The 21,907-nt window shown below is 64.0% G+C and carries 17 protein-coding genes; 7 read left to right on the forward strand and 10 right to left on the reverse strand.

Annotated features, from left to right (window positions below; all coding sequences use genetic code 11):
* Positions 1 to 2 precede the first annotated feature (2 nt).
* Positions 3 to 1,253 (reverse strand): lipoprotein-releasing ABC transporter permease subunit, encoded by a 1,251-nt coding sequence (locus QSV36_RS04100; protein WP_225777045.1) that lies wholly within the window; start codon positions 1,251 to 1,253, stop codon positions 3 to 5.
* A 93-nt stretch (positions 1,254 to 1,346) separates the two neighbouring features.
* On the opposite strand from QSV36_RS04100, the gene QSV36_RS04105 reads away from it, so the two are divergent.
* Complete coding sequence (locus QSV36_RS04105) at positions 1,347 to 1,931, forward strand: PilZ domain-containing protein (protein ID WP_289130100.1); 585 nt, start codon at positions 1,347 to 1,349, stop codon at positions 1,929 to 1,931.
* Between the two features lie 32 nt (positions 1,932 to 1,963).
* The gene (locus QSV36_RS04110) at positions 1,964 to 2,686 is read left to right on the forward strand and encodes a glycerophosphodiester phosphodiesterase (RefSeq protein WP_225777043.1); all 723 of its coding nucleotides are present in this window, start codon (positions 1,964 to 1,966) and stop codon (positions 2,684 to 2,686) included.
* 42 nt (positions 2,687 to 2,728) lie between these two features.
* Here the strand turns inward: QSV36_RS04110 and sthA are convergent, their stop codons facing one another.
* From sthA to QSV36_RS04125, 3 genes are all read right to left on the reverse strand, one after another.
* Complete coding sequence (sthA, locus tag QSV36_RS04115; protein ID WP_170029103.1) at positions 2,729 to 4,123, reverse strand: Si-specific NAD(P)(+) transhydrogenase; 1,395 nt, start codon at positions 4,121 to 4,123, stop codon at positions 2,729 to 2,731.
* A 203-nt stretch (positions 4,124 to 4,326) separates the two neighbouring features.
* Complete coding sequence (locus QSV36_RS04120; RefSeq protein ID WP_289130105.1) at positions 4,327 to 5,325, reverse strand: FAD:protein FMN transferase; 999 nt, start codon at positions 5,323 to 5,325, stop codon at positions 4,327 to 4,329.
* A 174-nt stretch (positions 5,326 to 5,499) separates the two neighbouring features.
* Positions 5,500 to 6,963, reverse strand: a complete 1,464-nt coding sequence (locus QSV36_RS04125) for a glyceraldehyde-3-phosphate dehydrogenase (protein WP_186690505.1) — start codon at positions 6,961 to 6,963, stop codon at positions 5,500 to 5,502.
* A 166-nt stretch (positions 6,964 to 7,129) separates the two neighbouring features.
* On the opposite strand from QSV36_RS04125, the gene mfd reads away from it, so the two are divergent.
* Genes mfd through QSV36_RS04140 form a run of 3 tightly spaced genes read left to right on the forward strand, consistent with a single transcriptional unit; the run spans position 7,130 to position 14,489 of the window.
* Positions 7,130 to 10,579, forward strand: coding sequence for a transcription-repair coupling factor (gene mfd, locus QSV36_RS04130; protein WP_289130110.1), 3,450 nt, complete (start codon positions 7,130 to 7,132; stop codon positions 10,577 to 10,579).
* Positions 10,580 to 10,588: 9 nt separating this feature from the next.
* Complete coding sequence (locus QSV36_RS04135; protein WP_289130111.1) at positions 10,589 to 11,161, forward strand: CsiV family protein; 573 nt, start codon at positions 10,589 to 10,591, stop codon at positions 11,159 to 11,161.
* Between the two features lies 1 nt (position 11,162).
* On the forward strand, positions 11,163 to 14,489 hold the full coding sequence (locus tag QSV36_RS04140) for a DEAD/DEAH box helicase (protein WP_289130113.1): 3,327 nt from the start codon (positions 11,163 to 11,165) through the stop codon (positions 14,487 to 14,489).
* Between the two features lie 191 nt (positions 14,490 to 14,680).
* On the opposite strand, the gene nagZ is transcribed toward QSV36_RS04140, so the two are convergent.
* The 3 genes from nagZ to QSV36_RS04155 are packed head-to-tail and all read right to left on the reverse strand — an operon-like array spanning position 14,681 to position 16,974.
* Positions 14,681 to 15,679, reverse strand: coding sequence for a beta-N-acetylhexosaminidase (nagZ, locus tag QSV36_RS04145; protein ID WP_289130216.1), 999 nt, complete (start codon positions 15,677 to 15,679; stop codon positions 14,681 to 14,683).
* Positions 15,680 to 15,701: 22 nt separating this feature from the next.
* On the reverse strand, positions 15,702 to 16,226 hold the full coding sequence (locus QSV36_RS04150; protein ID WP_289130116.1) for a L,D-transpeptidase: 525 nt from the start codon (positions 16,224 to 16,226) through the stop codon (positions 15,702 to 15,704).
* Positions 16,227 to 16,266: 40 nt separating this feature from the next.
* Complete coding sequence (locus QSV36_RS04155; RefSeq protein WP_289130118.1) at positions 16,267 to 16,974, reverse strand: TetR/AcrR family transcriptional regulator; 708 nt, start codon at positions 16,972 to 16,974, stop codon at positions 16,267 to 16,269.
* 251 nt (positions 16,975 to 17,225) lie between these two features.
* Here QSV36_RS04155 and lexA point away from each other — a divergent pair, with 251 nt between their 5' ends.
* Together lexA and sulA are read left to right on the forward strand one after the other, a co-directional pair.
* The gene (gene lexA / locus QSV36_RS04160) at positions 17,226 to 17,834 is read left to right on the forward strand and encodes a transcriptional repressor LexA (protein ID WP_114170995.1); all 609 of its coding nucleotides are present in this window, start codon (positions 17,226 to 17,228) and stop codon (positions 17,832 to 17,834) included.
* A gap of 13 nt (positions 17,835 to 17,847) precedes the next feature.
* Positions 17,848 to 18,324 carry an SOS-induced cell division inhibitor SulA gene (gene sulA, locus QSV36_RS04165; protein WP_289130120.1) on the forward strand — a complete coding sequence of 159 codons (477 nt, stop codon included), beginning with the start codon at positions 17,848 to 17,850 and terminating at the stop codon, positions 18,322 to 18,324.
* A gap of 48 nt (positions 18,325 to 18,372) precedes the next feature.
* Here the strand turns inward: sulA and QSV36_RS04170 are convergent, their stop codons facing one another.
* The 3 genes from QSV36_RS04170 to topA all read right to left on the reverse strand — a co-directional run bounded on the left by QSV36_RS04170 (position 18,373) and on the right by topA (position 21,872).
* The gene (locus QSV36_RS04170; RefSeq protein WP_289130121.1) at positions 18,373 to 18,606 is read right to left on the reverse strand and encodes a hypothetical protein; all 234 of its coding nucleotides are present in this window, start codon (positions 18,604 to 18,606) and stop codon (positions 18,373 to 18,375) included.
* 50 nt (positions 18,607 to 18,656) lie between these two features.
* On the reverse strand, positions 18,657 to 19,172 hold the full coding sequence (locus QSV36_RS04175; protein ID WP_289130123.1) for a DUF6586 family protein: 516 nt from the start codon (positions 19,170 to 19,172) through the stop codon (positions 18,657 to 18,659).
* Between the two features lie 90 nt (positions 19,173 to 19,262).
* On the reverse strand, positions 19,263 to 21,872 hold the full coding sequence (topA, locus tag QSV36_RS04180) for a type I DNA topoisomerase (RefSeq protein ID WP_289130125.1): 2,610 nt from the start codon (positions 21,870 to 21,872) through the stop codon (positions 19,263 to 19,265).
* Between the last annotated feature and the right edge of the window lie 35 nt (positions 21,873 to 21,907).

Consider the following 21,907-nt stretch of genomic DNA (forward strand, 5'->3'; position numbering starts at 1 on the left):
ACTCACTCATAACGTAGCGCCTCTGCAGGCTGGGTGCGCGCCGCACGCCAGGCCGGGTACAGGGTGGCGAAGAAACTCAGGACCAGCGCCGCGGCACAGACCATGTACACGTCCTGGGCCTGGATCTGCGATGGCAGGTAATCGATGAAGTACACGTCGGCATTGAGGAACTTGTGCCCGATCAGTTTCTCGATGCCGGCGATCACCGCACTGACGTTCAGCGCGGCGACGATCCCGACCACGGCGCCGATCAGGGTACCGATCACCCCGATCACCGTGCCCTGGACCATGAAGATGAGCATGATCTGCCCGGGCGTGGCGCCCAGGGTGCGCAGGATGGCAATGTCGCCGCGCTTGTCGTTGACCACCATCACCAGCGTGGAAATGATGTTGAACGCCGCCACCGCCACGATCAGCAGCAACAGCAGGCCGATCATGGCCTTTTCCATGCGGATCGCCTGGTACAGGTTGCCATGGGTGCGGGTCCAGTCACGGCTGTAGAACTCCTGCTCACCCAGGCGCTGGGCGATGTCCCAGGCCACTCGCGGGGCCTGGAACAGGTCGTCGAACTTCAGGCGCAGGCCCTGCACCTGGTCGGGTTTCCAGCGGTGCAGGCGGGACAGGTCGCTGATGTTGGTCAGGCCCAGGTAGCCGTCGATTTCGCCCGCCCCGACGTGGAAGGTACCGACCACGGTGAAGCGCTTCATGCGCGGGAACATGCCGGCCGGGGTCACGCTGACCTCGGGGGCGACGAAGGTGAGCTTGTCGCCAATCGACACGCCCAGCTTGGCCGCGGCCTTGTCGCCGATCATGATGCCCCATTCGCCCGGCGCCAGCTGGTCGAGGCGGCCCTGCAGGACGAATTTGTCGATGATCGACACCTCGCGCTCACGGGCCGGGTCGATGCCGTTGAGCAGCACCTTCTGCACCTTGCCGTCATGGGTCAGCAGGCCCTGCATCTGGGTGAACGGCGCAACTGCCAGCACCTGCGGATTCTGCTTTACTTGTTGGGCAAGGGCCGGCCAGTCGGCTATGGGCTGGCCGCTCTCCAGCGTGGCATGCGGGATCATGCCCAGCACGCGGGTGCGCATCTCGTGGTCGAAACCGTTCATCACCGAGAGCACCACGATCATCACCACCACGCCCAGGGCGAGGCCGATCATCGAGGTCAGGGAAATGAACGATACGAAGTGATTGCGACGTTTGGCACGGGTATAACGCGTGCCGATGAATGCGAAAAGAGGTCTGAACATGTCGGGGCTTGTTCGGATGAAAGGGAACGTCCTTGTGGCGAGGCGCCTACGGCGGCTTTACACTCGGACCACCGCCGCCACCTTGGGTTCGCCATGACGACATTAGACGAAGAAGATCGCCGCGAATACTACCGCATCGAAGATCAGATCGCACTTCAAATCAGCCCCCTCAGCGCGGCCGAAGCCCTTGACGCAGATGTGTTGCAAGATGATTCGCCGCTGTTCAACCTGCTCAGCGAGCTGCACCTGTCCGACTTCGAGTCGCAGCACCTGCTACGCCAGCTGAGCGAAAAGGACCGCACCCTCGCCGCCTTCCTGCGCGCGCAGAACAAACGTCTCGACCTGCTCAGCGCGGTGGTTGCGCAGACCCTGATCGGCGAAGTGGGCCCACTCCGGCCGGTGGTCATTTCCGAGGGCGGCATCGAGTTCACCCAAGCCACGCGGCTGGCCCCCGGTACCCGGGTAAAGGTGAAGATGGTGTTGATGCCACGCGCCCATGGCTTGCTGCTGCGCGGCAAGGTCACCCATTGCGACCCGCGCCCGCAGGGCGGCTTCGAGGTCGGCAGCGAATTCACCGACATGACCGACGCCCAGCGTCAACTGCTGGCCCGCTACATCCTGCAGCGCCAGCAACAGCAACGGCGCCAGCAGCTGGAACAGAACGACCCCGCCTCCTGAGCCCAACCTTTCCCTGATTTGAAGGAACGAACGTGACCCTGATCTACGGCCATCGCGGCGCCAAGGGCGAAGCGCCCGAGAATACCCTGAAGAGCTTCCAGCAATGCCTGGCTCACGGCGTGACGCGCTGCGAGCTGGACCTGCACCTGTCGGCCGACAACGAGCTGATGGTGATCCACGACCCTACCCTCAAGCGCACCACCGGCAAGCGCGGCAAGGTGGTCGAGCACTCGGCCGCCGACCTGGTCAGGATCGACGCGCGCAAAGGCGGTCCCGGCCATGTCCAGCCCTGCCCGATCCCGCGGCTGGAAGAACTGTTCCAGAAATGCCCGTTCGAGCATTGGCAACTGGAAGTGAAAAGCGCCTCACGCACCCGCGCCGCCACCACCGTGCTGGCGATCCGTGAACTGGCCCAGCAGTACGGCCTGCTGGACAAGGTGACCATCACCTCGAGTTCGCGCGAAGTGCTGGGCGCGGCACAGGAACTGGTACCGGATGTGAAACGCGGGCTGGTGGCCGAATACGCCTGGCTCGACCCATTGAAGGTAGCGCAGAACTACGGCTGTGACCTGCTGGCATTGAACTGGACACTGTGCACGCCGGAGCGCCTGCTGAAAGCGCAGAGCCAGGGGTTGCACGTGTCGGTGTGGACGGTCAACGAACCGGCACTGATGCGCCGGCTCGCTGACTTTGGCGTGGACAGCCTGATTACAGACTTTCCCGGTTTGGCCAAGACCACCCTCGGGCAGGGTTGAAATCGGTCTCTCCGACCGGCTCAGGCCACCGGTCGGAGCCGCTCAAAAAAGCCGGTTCAGGCCGTCGTAGGCAGCTACCCGATAGGCTTCGGCCATGGTCGGGTAGTTGAACGTGGTGTTGACGAAGTACTTCAGGTTGTTCAGCTCACCCGGCTGGTTCATCACCGCCTGGCCGATATGGACGATTTCCGAAGCCTGGTAGCCGAAGCAGTGCACGCCCAGCACTTCCAGGGTTTCGCGATGGAACAGGATCTTCAGCATGCCTTGCGGCTCGCCGGCGATCTGCGCACGGGCCATGCTCTTGAAGAAGGCCTTGCCCACTTCGTACGGTACCTTGGCCTGGGTCAGCTCTTGCTCGTTCTTGCCGATCGAGCTGATTTCGGGAATGGTGTAGATGCCGGTCGGCACGTCATTGACGAAACGCCAGCTGCCATTGTCGACGATGCTGCCCGCGGCCGAGCGGCCCTGGTCGTGGGCGGCACTGGCCAGGCTTGGCCAGCCGATCACGTCACCGGCACCGTAGATATTCGGCACGCTGGTGCGGTAGCTCTCGTCGACCTCGATCTGGCCGCGGCTGTTGACCTTGATGCCGATGTTTTCCAGGCCCAGCTTGTCGGTGTTGCCGGTACGGCCGTTGCACCACAGCAAGGCGTCGGCCTTGATCTTCTTGCCCGACTTCAGGTGCAGGATCACCCCGTTGTCCAGGCCTTCGACACGCTCGTAGTCTTCGTTGTGGCGCACGGTGATGTTGTTGTTGCTGAAGTGGTAGCTCAGCGCCTGGGAAATTTCCGAATCGAGGAAACTCAGCAGCTGACCACGGTTGTCCACCAGTTCCACCAGCACGCCGAGGCCGCTGAAGATCGAGGCGTACTCGCAACCGATCACGCCGGCGCCGTACACGATCAGCTTGCGCGGGGTGTGGCTGAGGCTGAGGATGGTGTCGCTGTCGTAGACGCGCGGGTGGTTGAAGTCGATGTCGGCCGGGCGGTAGGGGCGCGAGCCGGTGGCGATGATGATGTGCTTGGCGTTGAGCTTTTCCACCACGCCGTTCGGGCACACCACTTCGATGGTCTGCTCGTCGGCGAAGCTGCCAGTACCGACGAACACATCGACGCGGTTACGGGCGTAATAGCCGGTGCGCGATGCCACCTGCTTGGCAATGACCTTCTCGGCGCTCTTCAGCACGTCGGGGAACGAGAACCAGCGCGGCTCGCCGATGGCACGGAACATCGGGTTGGTGTTGAACTGCATGATCTGCCGCACCGAGTGACGCAGTGCCTTGGACGGGATGGTACCCAGGTGGGTGCAGTTGCCCCCGACCTGGCGACGGCTGTCGACCATCGCCACCTTGCGCCCTGCTTTGGCGGCGTTCATTGCCGCACCTTCCCCGGCCGGGCCGGAACCCAGCACCACTACGTCGTAGTTGTAGACAGCCATGCGTACTCCTTCAGAACTGGCCCGCAAGCCACGGTCGCTCGCGGGGCGCGATCATGCCGCCGGGGCGTCATGAGAAAATTCGGGTGCAGTCTAATCAAGCGTGAACGCCGCGCACATTAACCCTTGGTCGCGTCGTAGGCCAGTTTTGCCCGCACTACATGTGGTTCACCCACTCCCTGGCGCGATCATCCCTGCTTGTGCTTTCACTCGCCTTTCACTGCCCGCTCGAACGCGGGCGTAGCTCGGGAGACGAAGCCACCCTCGGCCCGAGTCACCAGAACAGCCGGCAGGCCATGTGTCATGGCAAAATCCCAGCCGCGCTGCGGGCCGAGGATCAACAGCAGCGTCGAGTAGCCGTCTGCCCGCAGAGCCGAGGCATCGAGCACGGTGACCGCGGCCAAGTCATGTTGCACCGGGCGCCCGAGGCGGGCATCGAAGATGTGCGAATAGCGCCGGCCATTGTCCTCGAAATAATGCCGATAGTCACCCGAGGTTGATACCGAAAGGCCATTGAGCGGAATGACCTGACGGGCGATCTGGCGGTCTTCGCGGGGCAGCTCCAGGGCGATGCGCCAGGGACTGCCGTCAGGCTTGCGCCCGACGGCCTTGAGCTCACCGGTCACTTCGGCGACGAAGCTGGCTACGCCCATGGCCTGCAGGCGCGCGGCGATCAGGTCGACGGCATGGCCGGCGGCAATGCTGTTGAAGTCGAGCTGCACCGGGGCGTCCTTGCACAGGGCCTGGCCCTGGACGTACAGGTGCCGGTAGCCGACCCGCTGGCGCGCCTGGGCCAGGGACTGCGGGTCGGGCACCCGCATGTGGCGCGCCTGCGGGCCGAAGCCCCACAGGTCGAGCAACGGCTCGACGGTAAGGTCGAAGGCGCCGTCGCCCTGCTCGGCCAGGTGCTGGCCGAATGCAACCAGCTCAAGCATGTCGGGCGGCAAGGCCATGCACTGGTTGGCGGGCAGCAAGTTGAACTGGCTGACGGTGGAGTCGCCGCGGTAGGTTGAGTAGTGCCGATCGATGCCGTTGAGGATGGCCTCGACCGCCGCCTGGACTTGGGCCGGCGCCGGGCCGCCAGGCTCGCGGACGTACTGGATGCTATAACTGCTGCCCATGGTCGGGCCACCCAGGCGTTCGACGGTCCGGCCTTGGTTACAGGCGGTCAGGAGCATCAGGATGAACAGGAGGGCTGTGCGCAAAGGGTGGGTTCTCGGTGGCTGTGCTGGCCTTATCGCGGATAAACCCGCTCCACAGGATATGCACCGCCTGTGTAGGCGGATTTATCCGCGATCAGGCCAGCACAGACAACACAAAATCTGGATAAAAAAACGGGAACCCGAAGGTTCCCGTTTTTTCATTGCCTTACAAGCGAATCAGCGCGGAAACGCTGGCGGGTTCACACCGGCCATCTCTTCCATTACGCGAACCACCTGGCAGCTGTAACCGAATTCGTTGTCGTACCAGACGTACAGGACAACGCGGTTGTCGTTGGCGATGGTCGCTTCAGCATCAACCACACCGGCGTGGCGCGAGCCGACGAAGTCGGTCGAAACCACTTCCTGCGAGCTGACGTAGTCGATCTGCTTGTGCAGTTCCGAGTGCATGGCGGTCTGGCGCAGGTACTCGTTGATCTCGTCGCGCGAGGTCGGCTTTTCCAGGTTCAGGTTCAGGATCGCCATCGAAACGTTCGGCGTCGGTACGCGAATGGCGTTGCCGGTCAGCTTGCCCTTGAGCACTGGCAGGGCCTTGGCGGCAGCAGTGGCGGCGCCGGTTTCGGTGATGACCATGTTCAGCGGCGCGGCACGGCCACGGCGGCTGCCCTTGTGGAAGTTGTCGATCAGGTTCTGGTCGTTGGTGAACGAGTGAACGGTTTCGACGTGGCCGTTGACGATGCCGTACTGGTCGTTGATGGCCTTGAGTACCGGCACGATGGCGTTGGTGGTGCAGGAAGCGGCCGAGATGATCTTGTCATCGGCAGCGATGTCACCGTGGTTGATGCCGTGCACGATGTTCTTCAGCGCGCCCTTGCCAGGTGCAGTGAGGATCACGCGGGCAGCGCCCGGGCAGGCCAGGTGCTGGCCCAGGCCGTCGGCATCACGCCATACGCCGGTGTTGTCGACGATCAGCGCGTTCTCGATGCCGTACTGGGTGTAGTCGACTTCGCTCGGGCTCTTGGCGTAGATCACCTGGATCAGGTTGCCGTTGGCGGTGATGGTGTTGTTGGCTTCGTCGATGGTGATGGTGCCATCGAACGGGCCGTGCACCGAGTCACGGCGCAGCAGGCTGGCACGCTTGACCAGGTCGTTTTCGGCGCCCTTGCGCACGACGATGGCACGCAGGCGCAGGCCGTCGCCGCCACCGGTCTTCTCGATCAGGATGCGCGCCAGCAGGCGGCCGATGCGACCGAAGCCGTACAGGACAACGTCGGTACCCTTGCGCGCCGAAGCGTTCTGCTGGCCAACCACCTCGGCCAGTTCCTCACGGACGAACTGCTCGGCAGTACGGCCATTGCCTTCCTGCTTGAACTTGTTGGCCAGCTTGCCGAGGTCGACCGAGGCGGCGCCCAGTTTCAGCTCGCTCATGGCCTTGAGCAGGGGGAATGTCTCGTGGACGGACAGTTCGGTTTCGTCGGTTTGACGATGGCGCGCAAAGCGGTGCGCCTTGAGGATCGAGATAACCGAACGGTTGATCAGGCTACGGCCATAAATCGAGCTCACCACATTGTTGTTGCGGTAGAGCTGACCGATAAGCGGGATCATCGCTTCAGCCAGGGCTTCACGATCGATCCACTCACCAAGACACTGGTCGGGCTTCTGAGTCACGGGAACCTTCCACATGTAGGGACAGAAAAAAGGGGCTACATTATGACGCCCCAACGCGTAACCGGCAATGAGCGCCTGTCGCGGCACGCGAGCCAGCGTTCATGCCCTTTCGAGCCTGACAGCCGGCACCGTCACCGGTACAATCGATCTCTTTGCCGCAACGCTTGGAGTGCAATCTCCCGTGTCAGTTCTGCGCCTACCGCAAATGTCGGCCACGGCCGGCAAACAAACCTGGGGTAATCTGCCCGGGACCGCCCTCAGCCTGGCCATCGCCGAGGCCGCCAGCAGCGCGGGCCGCTTCACCCTGCTGCTGACTGCCGACAGCCAGGCAGCCGATCGTCTGGAACAGGAACTGCGCTTCTTTGCCCCGGACCTGCCGGTGCTGCCGTTCCCCGATTGGGAAACCCTGCCCTACGACCTGTTCTCACCGCACCAGGACATCATCTCCCAGCGCATCGCCAGCCTGTACCGCTTGCCGGAGCTGAGCCATGGCATCCTCGTGGTACCGGTCACCACCGCCCTGCACCGCCTGGCACCAACCCGCTTCCTGCTGGGCAGCAGCCTGGTGCTGGACGTCGGCCAGACCATCGACGTCGAACAGATGCGCACGCGCCTGGAAGCCAGCGGCTATCGCTGTGTCGATACCGTCTACGAGCATGGCGAGTTCGCCGTGCGCGGGGCGCTGATCGACTTGTTCCCGATGGGCAGCAAGCTGCCCTACCGCATCGACCTGTTTGATGACGAGATCGAAACCCTGCGTACCTTCGACCCCGAGACCCAGCGCTCGATCGACAAGGTCGATTCGGTACGCCTGCTGCCGGCACGCGAGTTCCCGATGCAGAAAGAGGAAGTGACCCGCTTCAAGGCGCGCTTCCGCGAACGCTTCGATGTCGACTTCCGCCGCAGCGCGATTTTCCAGGACCTGGCCAGCGGCATCATCCCCGCCGGTATCGAGTACTACCTGCCGCTGTTCTTCGAAGAAACTTCGACCCTGTTCGACTACCTGCCGGCCGACACCCAGGTGTTCTCGCTGCCCGGCGTGGAACAGGCTGCCGAGCATTTCTGGAACGATGTGCGCGGGCGTTATGAAGACCGCCGTGGCGACCTGAGCCGGCCCTTGCTGCCACCTGCCGAGCTGTTCCTGCCGGTGGAAGACTGCTTTGCCCGGCTCAAGCAATGGCCTCGGGTGGTGGTCAGCAGCGAGGACCTCGAGCCCGGGGTGGGCCGCGAACGCTTCCCGGCACGCGCACTGCCCAACCTGGCGATCGAGGCCAAGGCCAACCAGCCGCTGGCCGAACTGGCCAATTTCCTCGACCAGTTCCCTGGCCGCGTGCTGTTCACCGCCGAATCGGCGGGCCGCCGCGAAGTGCTGCTGGAGCTGCTCGAGCGGCTGAAACTGCGACCACATAGCGTCGATGGCTGGGCCGATTTCATCACCGGCGCCGAGCGCCTGGCGATCACCATCGCCCCGCTGGATGACGGCCTGCTGCTGGACGACCCGGCTATCGCCCTGGTCGCCGAAAGCCCGCTGTTCGGCCAGCGCGTGATGCAGCGCCGCCGCCGTGACAAACGCGGCGAAACCGCCAACGACGCGGTAATCAAGAACCTCACCGAACTGCGCGAAGGCGCACCGGTGGTGCACATCGACCATGGCGTCGGCCGCTACCTGGGCCTGGCCACGCTGGAAATCGAGGGCCAGGCCGCCGAATTCCTTACCCTCGAATATGCCGAAGGCGCCAAGCTGTACGTGCCCGTGGCCAACCTGCACCTGATTGCCCGCTACACCGGCAGCGACGATGCCCTGGCGCCGCTGCACCGGCTGGGCTCGGAGGCCTGGCAGAAGGCCAAGCGCAAGGCCGCCGAACAGGTACGCGATGTCGCCGCCGAGCTGCTCGACATCTATGCCCGCCGCGCCGCGCGCAAGGGTTATGCATTTGCCGACCCGGCCGCCGACTATGCCACCTTCAGCGCCGGCTTCCCGTTCGAGGAAACCCCGGACCAGCAGGCCGCGATCGAAGCCGTGCGCGCCGACATGCTGGCGCCCAAGCCGATGGACCGCCTGGTGTGCGGCGACGTCGGTTTCGGCAAGACCGAAGTGGCCATGCGCGCGGCATTCATTGCCGTACACAGTGGCCGCCAGGTGGCCGTGCTGGTGCCCACCACCCTGCTCGCCCAGCAGCACTACAACAGCTTCCGCGACCGCTTCGCCGACTGGCCGGTGACCGTGGAAGTGATGAGCCGCTTCAAGTCGGCCAAGGAAGTGGCCGCTGCGGCCGCCGACCTGGCCGAAGGCAAGATCGACATCCTCATCGGCACCCACAAGCTGCTGCAGGACGACGTGCGCTTCAAGGACCTGGGCCTGGCCATCATCGACGAAGAGCACCGCTTCGGTGTGCGCCAGAAAGAACAGCTCAAGGCCCTGCGCAGCGAGGTGGACATCCTCACCCTCACCGCCACGCCGATTCCGCGTACGTTGAACATGGCCGTGGCGGGCATGCGCGACCTGTCCATCATCGCCACGCCACCGGCGCGCCGCCTGTCGGTGCGCACCTTCGTCATGGAGCAGAACAAGAGCACGGTCAAGGAGGCGCTGCTGCGTGAATTGTTGCGCGGTGGCCAGGTGTACTACCTGCACAACGATGTGAAAACCATCGAGAAATGCGCCGCCGACCTTGCCGGGCTGGTCCCCGAGGCGCGCATCGGCATCGGCCATGGGCAGATGCGCGAGCGCGAGCTGGAACAGGTGATGAGCGACTTCTACCACAAGCGCTTCAACGTGCTGGTGGCCTCGACCATCATCGAAACCGGCATCGACGTGCCCAGCGCCAACACCATCGTCATCGAGCGTGCCGACAAGTTCGGCCTGGCCCAGCTGCACCAGCTGCGCGGCCGGGTTGGCCGGAGCCACCACCAGGCCTACGCCTACCTGCTGACACCCACCCGGCAGAAGGTCAGCGCCGACGCCGAGAAACGCCTGGAGGCGATCGCCAACACCCAGGACCTCGGTGCCGGCTTCGTGCTGGCCACCAACGACCTGGAAATCCGCGGTGCCGGCGAGCTGCTGGGCGAAGGCCAGAGTGGGCAGATCCAGGCGGTGGGCTTCACCCTGTACATGGAAATGCTCGAGCGCGCAGTCAAGGCGATTCGCAAGGGTACCCAGCCGAATCTGGAGCAGCCGCTGGGCGGTGGCCCGGAAATCAACCTGCGCCTGCCGGCCCTGATCCCCGAGGACTACCTGCCCGACGTGCATGCGCGGCTGATCCTGTACAAGCGCATCGCCTCGGCCGCCGACGAGGAAGGCCTCAAGGACCTGCAGGTGGAAATGATCGACCGCTTCGGCCTGCTGCCCGAGCCGACCAAGAACCTCATGCGCCTGACCTCGCTCAAGCTGCAGGCGGAAAAGCTCGGCATCAAGAAAGTCGATGCCGGCCCCAATGGCGGCAAGATCGAGTTCGAGGCCGAGACTCCGGTCGACCCGCTGACCCTGATCAAGCTGATCCAGGGCCAGCCCAAACGCTACAAGTTCGAAGGCGCCACCCAGTTCCGCTTCCTGGTACCGATGGAACGCCCCGACGAACGCTTCAATACCCTGGAGGCGCTGTTCGAGCGCCTGACCCCACAGCCTGCTTAAGGAAGACCCATGCGTGCCATCCGTTGCCTGACCCTGCTGCTGGCGCTGTTCGCCCCGGCTGCCTTCGCCGAAGGCCTGTATCAGGTAGAAATGATCCTGGTGCGGCAGAACAGCGTGCCCGCCTTTACCAGCCCGTTTGCCCCGGAAAACTGGAGCGCCGGCGCTCCGCGCCTGGAAAAGGACGCCGAGCGTCGCCTGGCGCTGGAAGACGAAGCCACCCGCCTGGAAGCCACCGCCGATTACACCGTGCTGATGCACAAGGCCTGGCAGCAGCGGGTCGGCAGCGAACCCAGCCGTATCGCCCTGGGCGAAGGTGCCGAGCAGTTCGGCCATTTCCCCATCGAAGGTAACCTGAGCATTGCCGAGGGCCGCTTCATCGCGGTCGAGGCCAATTTCTGGGTCAACCAGCTGGACGGCAACGGCAGCGTGCTGCAAAGCGAGCAGTTCAAGCAGAGCAACAGCAACGTCAAGGGCGGGCAACTGACCTTCCTTGACGGCGGGCACCTGGCGCTGCTGCTGAAGGTAACTCCTCCGGGCACGCCGAAGATGCCGGTGATGGACCCGGAGATGATGGAGCAGTGATGTGAGCAGCGGCGATGCGCAGCAACTGCTGAGGGCCCACCCGAACTGGGTGAGGTTCCTCGACGCCGGCGCGCTGGCACGAGGCCGCGATTATGCGGCGCAAGAGCGGACGCGCATCCTGTCGCAGCATGGCGCAACGGTCGAGGCAATCTGCAAGGGCTCGGCCGGCCAGACCTACCAGCAGACCATCCAGCTGGTCCTCAATCACGGTGACCTGCGTGTGTTCGGGCGCTGCTCCTGTCCCGTCGCGCTCAACTGCAAGCACTGCGTTGCAGCGTTGCTGCAACTGCAGGACGGTACCGGCGGCCTTGGCGGCGCAGCCCCACCGGAGCAGGCCGCACTTGCGCTGCCACCGGCCCTCAACCTGTGGGTCCAGGCACTGGAGTCACCGTCCCCACCCGCTGCCTCGCGCGAACCGGCACGCAAAGGCCCGGCAATCTATTACCGTATCCAGCTGGATCAAGAGCAATGGTGGCTCGAACCGATCAAAGGCACCCGGCAGACAGACGGCACACTGAAGATCGGCCGCATCGCCTCAATGCCCGAGATGATCTACTACACCCCCCGCTACGTCACGGAGGACGACGCGCGGCTGCTGCGCCTGATCGATGCCCGCAGCAAGACGATCACGCCCGTGGTGCAGCTGGAAGGCAAGCAGGGTGCGGAGCTCTACAGCTACGCCCTGGCCACTGATCGCCTGCTGTTCGAAGACGACGCTGCGCCGCTGTCTCCCGGGCCGGAGCTGCATGCCGAGTTCCGCTGGGTCAGGCTGGACAATGGCAGCTACCGCGGCGCCTGGTATCACGACGACCAGCTGCCGTTGCAGGTACTGCCCATCGAGCCCATGTACTATGTCGACAGGCATTCGCATCAGACCGGCAAGCTGCGCCATGACCTCGACCCCTTCATTGCCAGCCAGCTCGCGCGTGCACCTGTTGTTCCCGAACACCTGGTGGTTCCCTTGAGCCATCGATTGAACGCCTTGAACCGCCACGTCCCCACTCCCACAGCCGTGAGCACCCGGCAAATCGACGACCTCACGCCAAGAGGGAGGCTGACCCTGGGCAGCCTCGAATTCAGTGCCTACATGCCCAAGACCGGCCGCATGCAACGGCAGATGCAACACCGTGCCGCGCTGGCATTCGACTACGACGGCCTGCGCACCAGCGGCAGCGACGACAAACCGCTGACCCGCCTGGTCGGCGACACCAGCCAGCGCATCCGCCGCCAGCCGCAGGCCGAGCAGGCGCTGCGCAAGGTGCTGCGTGACCTCGGCTTCAAGCCTGCCACCCGGCAGAGCAAGGCATTGCCCGACAGTGCAGGCGAGATGCTCCAGCTCCCCGACGACGAAGCCTGGCTGCGTTTTGCCCGCGCCGGCCTGCCACGCTTGCGCGAGGCCGGCTGGGACATCGATATCCAGCGCGACTTTGCCTTCAACCTGCAAGAAGTTGACGACTGGTACGCCAGCATTGACGAAGCACCCGGCCATGAATGGTTCGACCTGGAGCTGGGCATCGTGGTCGATGGCCAGCGCCACAGCCTGCTGCCGATCGTGCTGCAACTGCTACGCAGCAACCCGGAACTGCTGCGCCCCAGTGAACTGGCCCGGCGCAGCGATGACGAGCACCTGCTGCTCGACCTCAACCGCGGGCGCCTGGACGCCCCGGCCTTGCGCGTCGCCCTGCCCTACGGGCGGATCAAGGCGGTCATGGGCACCCTTGGCGAGCTGTACCTGCACGAAGATGCCACAGGCCCATCGCTGCGCCTGGACCGCGCCGATGCCGCGCGCCTGAACGAGATCGAAGGGCTGCCACTGCATTGGGAAGGCGGCGAGCATGTGCGCGATCTCGGCCGCCGTCTGCGCGATGCCCGCGACCTGCAGGTGCAACCACCGGCCGGCCTGCAAGCCAGCCTGCGCCCTTACCAGCAACAGGGCTTGAACTGGCTGCAGGCGTTGCGGGAAATGGGCACCGGCGGCATTCTGGGCGACGACATGGGGCTGGGCAAGACCTTGCAGGCGCTGGCACACCTGCTGCTGGAAAAGGCTTCTGGCCGCCTGCAAATACCGGCCCTGGCCGTCATGCCCACCAGCCTGATACCGAACTGGCTCGACGAAGCTCACCGCTTCGCCCCCGGCCTGCGGGTATTGGCCCTGCACGGGCCAGGGCGCAGCAAGCATTTCGCCAACCTGCACGCTTATGACCTGGTGCTGACCACCTATGCCCTGGCCCCCCGCGACCTCGAACACCTGCGCGCCCAACGCTGGCACGTACTGGTACTGGACGAGGCGCAGAACATCAAGAGCAGCACCAGCAAGGCCGCCCTTGCCGTGTGCGAGCTGCAGGCCGGGCAGCGCGTGTGCCTGACCGGTACGCCGATGGAGAACAACCTCGGCGAGCTATGGTCGATCTTCCACTTCCTCATGCCTGGCTGGCTGGGCGACCTGAAACGCTTCAACCAGGACTACCGCACACCGATCGAGCGCCACGGCGACAGTGAGCGCATGGCCCACCTGGCCAAGCGCATCCGCCCATTCATGCTGCGCCGCACCAAGGAACAGGTGGCCACCGAGCTGCCGGCCAAGACCGAGATGGTGCACTGGGTCGAGCTCAGCGATGCCCAGCGTGACACCTACGAGGCCGTGCGGGTGGCCATGGACAAGAAGGTCCGCGACGAAATCGCCCGCAATGGTGCCGCACGCAGCCAGATCGTCATCCTCGACGCCCTGCTCAAGCTGCGCCAGGTCTGTTGCGACCTGCGCCTGGTCAAAGGTGTGGAAAGCAAGGGCAACCAGGCGGACAAGGGCAAACTGGGCGCGCTGCTGGAAATGCTCGACGAGCTGCTCAGCGAAGGGCGCCGGGTGCTGCTGTTTTCGCAGTTCACCTCGATGCTGGCGTTGATCGAGGAAGAGCTGAACAAACGCAAGATCCGCTACAGCCTGCTGACTGGCGATACCCGCGACCGGCGCACGCCGGTGCAGCAATTCCAGCAGGGTGACAGCGAAGTGTTCCTGATCAGCCTCAAGGCAGGTGGCGTGGGGTTGAACCTGACAGCTGCCGACACGGTGATCCACTTCGACCCCTGGTGGAACCCGGCCAGCGAAAACCAGGCCACTGATCGCGCCTATCGCATCGGCCAGGACAAGCCGGTGTTCGTGTTCAAGCTGATTACCCGGGGGACAGTGGAAGAAAAGATCCAGCTGTTGCAGCAAGAGAAGGCGGCGCTGGCGGCGAGCCTGCTCGATGGCGGACAGGCCGGGCAATGGCGGCTGGGGGATGAAGAGATCGAAGCGCTGTTTGCGCCGCTGCCGGGGAAGCGCGGGCGGTAGCCCGAACCCTTCGCTACCGGCACCGGCCTCTTCGCGGGCACGCCCGCTCCCACAGGTACGGCACCGCCTTGAAGGCACCGATATCCTTGTGGGAGCGGGTTTACCGCGAAGAAGCCGGCACAGGCACAACACTCATTTCGAAACCAGCGCTGCACCTGCGGGAGCGGGCGTGCCCGCGAGGGCCAACGCGGTCAATCGACCAACTGCGCTTCCCGCAACGCCCCCAACGCCTCCATCCAGCGCGGTTGCTGGCGATAATCCGTTCGCGCGAACCCTTGCCCACGCATCCGCGCAATCCGCGGCGACGGCTTGACCTTCATCCGCTGGGCCGCGCTGAGCGCCAGCTCTGCCGCCGCCCGGTCGTTGCACACCAGCCCCATGTCGCAGCCCGCAGTCAAGGCCGCCTCGATCCGGCTGGCCGCGTCGCCGACCACATGCGCACCGGCCATCGACAGGTCATCACTGAAGATCACCCCGTCAAAGCCCAGCTCGCCACGCAAGATGTCCTGCAGCCAGCGCCGCGAAAAGCCGGCCGGCTGGTTGTCGACCTGCGGGTAAATGACATGTGCCGGCATCACTGCCGCCAGCTGCCCGCTCAAGCGGGAGAACGGCACCAGGTCAGCTTGGCGCAATTGCTCAAGGCTGCGCTCGTCGGTAGGAATCGCCACATGCGAGTCCGCCTCGGCCCAGCCATGGCCGGGGAAATGTTTGCCACACGCCGCCATGCCCGCCGCGTTCATGCCGCGGATGAACGCCCCGGCCAGCTGCGTGGCACGCAGCGGGTCACCCTCGAAGGCGCGGCTGCCAACCACCGCACTGCGCTGGTGGTCAAGGTCGAGCACCGGGGCAAAGCTGAGGTCCAGGCCAACCGCCAGCACCTCGGTCGCCATCAACCAGCCGCACTGCTCGGCCAGGTATTCGGCGTTGTCGTTGTCGGCCAGCGCACGCATGGCCGGCAAGCGCACAAAACCCTGGCGCAGGCGCTGCACACGCCCGCCTTCCTGGTCCACCGCCAGGATCAGGTCGGGGCGGATGGCACGAATCGAGGCGCACAGCTCACGCACCTGGCGCGGGCTGTCGATGTTACGGGCAAAGATGATCAGGCCGGCCACTTCAGGCTGGCGCAGCAGGTGGCGGTCTTCGGCGGTCAGCCATTTACCGGCGATATCCACCATCAAGGAGCCTTGCAGGCTGACAGTCATGGGTAATCCTTCATTGAAGACTGAGAGAAGCCCACTGGGGGCAAGCGGCCTGCTCGATACGCACCAGGCAATGCGCCGGCACCCGTTCGAACAGGCTGAGCAGATCAGTGTTGCGCAGGCGTATGCAGCCATGGGACAGCGCCACGCCCATGGGTTCCGTATCCGGGGTGCCGTGCAGGTAGATATAGCGGCGGAAGGTATCGACCGCGCCAAGGCGGTTGACCCCCGGTTCGCAACCGCTGAGCCAGAGGATGCGGGTGAGGATCCAGTCCCGGCCGGGATATTGCGCCTGCAAGGCCGGCGACCACACCTCGCCGGTCCAGCGCCGCCCGGCCAAGACCGCATTCAGCGGCAGGCCTGCACCGATCTTCGCCCGCACCTGGTGCAAGCCACACGGCGTGCAACCGGAACCATTGCGCTCACCCGCACCGTTGCGCGCCGTGGAAACCGGCAGGCGCAGGCACAGCTGGCCACGGGCGAAGCCATACAGGCGCTGGTCGGCAAGGGAAATGTGCAACAGATCAAGATCGGACATGGGCGCTAGCTTAGCCGAAGCGCCCTGCCCCGCCCAGCCTTCAGGCCTTGGCAGTGGCGCTAGCGCTCTTGCTGCGCGGGCGCAACTGGGCGGCGGCCATGGCCGCGTCGGTGACGCCGCTGTCGGCACGCATGCCTGCAGCGAGGAATGGCACCATCAGGCGCATCACCTGCTCGATCGAGGTATTGATACCGAAGTCGGTCTCGGCGATCGCCCGCAGGGCCTTGATACCGGACATGCTGAAGGCTGCTGCACCGAGCATGAAGTGCACGCGCCAGAACAGTTCGAGTGGCGGAATGCGCGGCGCAGCTTCGTTGACCAGCAGCATGTAGCGGCGGAACACCTTGCCGTACATGTCTTCCAGGTAGCGCCGCAGGTGGCCCTGGCTCTGGCTGAAGGCCAGGCCCAGCAGGCGCATGAAGATCGACAGGTCGTTGTTGCTGCGTGGCTGCACGGCCAGGGCCTGCTCCACCAGCATTTCCAGCAGTTCCTCGAGGCTGGGCTTGTGCTCCGGCTTGGCCTGACGCCGCTCCAGCTCACGCTCGAGGCTGGCGCAGAATGGCCCGAGGAAGCGCGAAAATACCGCCTGGATCAGCGCCTTCTTGGAGCCGAAGTGATAGTTGACCGCCGCCAGGTTGACCCCGGCCTTGCTGGTAATCAGCCGCAACGAGGTTTCGGCGAACCCCCTTTCCGCGAACAGCTGCTCGGCAGCATCGAGAATGCGTTCAACGGTTTCCGATTGGGCCATGACTACTCCGACTACTCCGCCAGACAAACAGGTGTTTGAAACATACGTTTCAGCCCTGCTTCTGTCAAGGCTCGGTGACCGCTCGGTCGCCATTAAAAGGCGCCGTGCTTCACGCTGCAAGCCTCAAAACAGGAGCGGCGCCCGCCGGGGGCTACAGCGCCATTTCGCAGCTTTCTTGCTGCGCATAGCTTGCAGCGCACCCAGTACTGTATATAATCCCAGTCACTGTACAAAAAGACAGAGCGCCCAACATGTTGAAACTGACGCCACGCCAAGCCGAAATTCTCGCGTTCATCAAGCGTTGCCTGGAAGACAACGGCTTCCCGCCGACGCGCGCCGAGATCGCTCAGGAGCTGGGCTTCAAGTCGCCCAACGCCGCCGAGGAGCACCTCAAGGCCCTCGCCCGCAAAGGTGCGATCGAGATGACCCCGGGCGCCTCTCGTGGCATCCGCATCCCTGGCCTGGAAGCCAAGGCCGAGGAAAGCGGCCTGCCGATCATCGGCCGGGTTGCCGCCGGCGCACCGATCCTCGCCGAACAGCACATCGAGCAATCCTGCAACATCAGCCCCGACTTTTTCCACCCCCAGGCCGACTACCTGTTGCGCGTGCACGGCATGAGCATGAAGGACGTCGGTATCTTCGATGGCGACCTGCTGGCGGTGCATACCTGCCGCGAAGCACGCAACGGCCAGATCGTCGTGGCCCGAATCGGCGATGAAGTCACCGTCAAGCGCTTCAAGCGTGAAGGCAGCAAGGTCTGGCTGCTTGCCGAAAACCCCGAATTCGCCCCCATCGAAGTCGACCTGAAAGAACAGGAACTGGTAATCGAAGGTTTGAGCGTCGGCGTCATTCGCCGCTGATCCAGGAGGCGTCATGCAGCAGTTCATTCACGCACCCGAGCAAGCCCAGTTGCCATTGTTCGAAGCATTCCTCGCCCAGCCCGTATTGCCAGGCCTGAAAGCCAGCGAAGTGGCGCGCAAGAGCAGCCAGCCCGAGCTGTTCAGCGAACTGTCGTTGCGCGGCGCCCCCGGGCACTGCCACAGCCTGCTGGCGCCGGTTCTGCGCGAATTGAGCGAAGAAGACGAGAGCCGCTGGCTGACCCTGATCGCCCCGCCGTCAAGCCTGACCCAAGCCTGGCTGCGCGACGCCGGGCTCAACCGTGAACGCATCCTGTTGCTGCACCCTCGCGGCAATCAAAGCCCGCTGCAACTGGCCTGCGAGGCGTTGCGCCTGGGCCGCAGCCATACAGTGGTCAGCTGGCTGGGCAATATCAACGCCACTGCACGCCAGCAATTGCTGCGTGCCGCCAGCATCGGAAACGCACAAAGCCTGAACATCCGCCTCGGCTGATGTTCAGGCTTTGCCTGCTTTAGCTAAACACCTGACAGTTGCTGTCTATCAATGCAGCACGCGTGGCCCTTCATCACGCTCGAGCTCGCCATCCATCAGGCGACCGGCCATCTGCACGCCCACACTGAGCATGGCCTTGGCCACTTCCACATGCTGGCCCTGCAGGAACGCCTTGGCGTCTTCCGAGAAATGCAGGGTTACCAGAGAGCCCTCATCCTCGGCGCGACGCAGTTCGATGCGGCCATCAGGCAACTCGACAATTTCCAGAAACGACGTAGACATAAATGGCAGTTCTCCGCGAAAGGCCAGTATTGTACCAGCCGTAGCGGCTATCAGCACTCACTCAACGCGTCACGGAAACGTCTTACAAGGCCCTTGAGGTTGCTACGCCAGCTTTCCAGTTCGGCGCGTGACAGCGCCGGATGCTCGGGCTCATCGAGATTGACGGCCTGAATCAGCGGCTGGGTAACGTCGGTTTTTGGTGTTTTCTTCGCGACCGGTGGTCGGAACAAATCGGCATAAGCAGCTAGCATCTGCGCCAGCCAGGTTTCACGCTGACGGGCCAGCTCCAGCAGCTCGGCCACTTCCGGGATGGCGATGCCGTTCAGGGCGTCGTCGGCCAGTGCTTGGTCGACAGTCGCAACGACAGGCAAGCGGTAGAAGCCACCAATCTCATGGCACAGCCCCAGCAGCGCGCCGTACAGGTGAAACAGCGCCGATTCACGCTCAGCCTGGACCAGGCCCTGGGCGTTCATTGCCTGGCTTTGTTCGGCCTTGGCCATGGACTCCAGGGCGAGGCCGGCGAAGAACAATTTCTGGTTGGTGCGGGTGTAGAGTTCCTGGGCCATCTCGGTGCCCTCCCATGAGGCTGCAAGGCGGATAGCTGCATCATAAATGATTGGGGCCGCAAAGCGGCCCCCAATCACAGCACTCAAGGATCAGCGCTTGTCTTCAACCTTCCACGCATTGCCGTCGTAGAACGCCTTCCAGCCGGTCGGCTTGCCATCGACTTCGGACTGCACGTACTGCTCCTTGGTCTTGCGGCTGTAGCGGATCACTGCGGGGCGACCATCCGGGTCTTTCTGCGGTGCATCGCACAGGAAGTGGTACTTCGGATCGATCTCGTGCTTGTGCGGCACGATTTCCAGCACCAGCGGCGCCCGCGTCTCACGGTTCTTGGGGAACTGGCTGGCAGCCAGGAACAGCCCCGAAGCGCCATCACGCAGCACGTAGGTATCGTCAACCTTCTCGCACTTGAGCTCAGGCATATCCACCTTGTCCATCTTCGGTGGCGCTGCCTCGCCGCTCTTGAGCAGCTTGCGGGTGTTCTTGCAGGCCGGGTTGGTGCAACCGAAGAACTTGCCGAAACGGCCGGTCTTCAGCTGCATCTCGCTGCCGCACTTGTCGCATTCCAGGCTCGGCCCTTCGTAGCCCTTGATGCGATAGTTGCCCTCTTCGATTTCATAGCCGGCGCAATCCGGGTTGTTACCACAGATGTGCAGCTTGTGCTTCTCGTCCAGCAGGTAGGCGTCCATCGCCGTGGCGCAGATCGGGCAGCGGTGCTTGCCTAGCAGCACACGGGATTCCGATTCACCCTCGTCGTCAGCGGCAATCTCATCGCCCGGCACCAGGTTCACGGTGGCCTTGCAGCGCTCTTTCGGCGGCAGGCTGTAGCCCGAGCAGCCGAGGAAGACACCGGTCGAGGCCGTACGAATCATCATCGGGCGGCCACATTCCTTGCACGGAATGTTGGTCATGGTCGGCTGGTTGGCGCGCATGCCGTCTTCGCTGGACTCGGCAGTCTGCAGCTTCTTGCTGAAGTCGCCATAGAACTCGTCGAGCACGTTCTTCCAGTCACGCTCACCCTGGGCCACGTCGTCGAGGTTCTCTTCCATGTCGGCGGTAAAGCCGTAGTCCATCAGGTTGGAGAAACTCTCGGACAGGCGCTCGGTGACGATGTCGCCCATCTTCTCCGAGTAGAAGCGGCGGTTGTGCAGGGTCACATAGCCACGGTCCTGGATGGTCGAGATGATCGCCGCGTAGGTCGACGGACGGCCGATGCCGCGTTTCTCCATTTCCTTGACCAGGCTGGCTTCGGTGAAGCGCGCCGGCGGCTTGGTGAAATGCTGGCTCGGGTCGATCTGGATCAGCTTCAACGCTTCACCCTGGACCATTTCCGGCAACACGTCGTCTTCGCCCGGCTTGCTCTGCTGCGGCAGCACACGGGTGTAACCGTCGAACTTGAGGATACGGCCCTTGGCTCGCAGCTCGAAGTCGCCAGCAGCCACGGTGACGCTGGTGGACAGGTACTGCGCCGGCGGCATCTGGCAGGCCAGGAACTGACGCCAGATCAGCTCGTACAGGCGCTCGGCGTCGCGCTCCATGCCACTGAGCTTGGTCGGGTGGGTATTGACGTCGGAAGGACGAATCGCTTCGTGCGCCTCCTGGGCGCCTTCCTTGCTGCCATACACCAGCGGCGCATCCGGCAGGTACTGCTTGCCGAATTCACGTTCGATGTAGCTGCGCGCCATGTCCAGGGCGTCGGCCGACAGGTTGGTCGAGTCGGTACGCATGTAGGTGATGTAGCCGGCTTCATACAAGCGCTGGGCCATCATCATGGTTTTCTTCACCCCGAAGCCCAGGCGGTTGCTGGCCGCCTGCTGCAGGGTGGAGGTAATGAACGGCGCCGACGGCTTGCTGCTGGTAGGGCGGTCTTCGCGCTTGACCACGCTGTAGCTGGAGGCCTTGAGCTTTTCCAGCGCAGCCATGGCCTGGGCTTCGTTCAGCGGCTTGAAGGCCTCGCCCTTTTCGCGCGCCACTTCGAAGCGCACCTTGGCGTTCTTGGCGGTGCCGAGGTCGGCGTGGATTTCCCAGTACTCTTCCGGAATGAACGCACGGATCTCGCGCTCGCGCTCCACCACCAGCTTCACCGCCACCGACTGCACACGGCCGGCGGACAGGCCGCGGGCAATCTTGGCCCACAGCAGCGGCGAAACCATATAGCCGACCACACGGTCGAGGAAGCGCCGCGCCTGCTGGGCATTGACCCGGTCGATGTCCAGCTCGCCCGGCTGCGAGAAGGCATCCTGGATCGCCTTCTTGGTAATTTCGTTGAACACCACACGCTTGTAGCGGCTGTCGTCACCGCCGATGGCCTCGCGCAGGTGCCAGGCAATGGCTTCCCCTTCACGGTCCAAGTCGGTTGCGAGATAGATGGTGTCGGCGTCCTTGGCCAGGCGGCGCAGCTCTTCGATCACCTTTTCCTTGCCGGGCAGGATCTCGTACTTGGCCTTCCAGCCGTGGTCCGGGTCGACGCCCATGCGTGCGACCAGCTGGCGGCGGGCCTTTTCCTTCGGCGACAGCGCCGGAGCCTCACCCGCGGCCTTGCCACGCTTGGCGGCCGGCTCTTTGCTGGCGCTGGCCGAACCGCTGGTGGGGAGGTCTCGGATATGGCCGATACTCGACTTCACCACGTACTGGTTGCCCAGGTACTTGTTGATGGTCTTGGCCTTGGCCGGGGATTCCACAATGACCAGCGATTTGCCCATGGATCGGAGTATTCCTGAATCTGAAGATAAAAAAC

It is taken from the genome of Pseudomonas sp. BCRC 81390, from assembly GCF_030341915.1.
Classification (GTDB): Bacteria; Pseudomonadota; Gammaproteobacteria; order Pseudomonadales; family Pseudomonadaceae; genus Aquipseudomonas.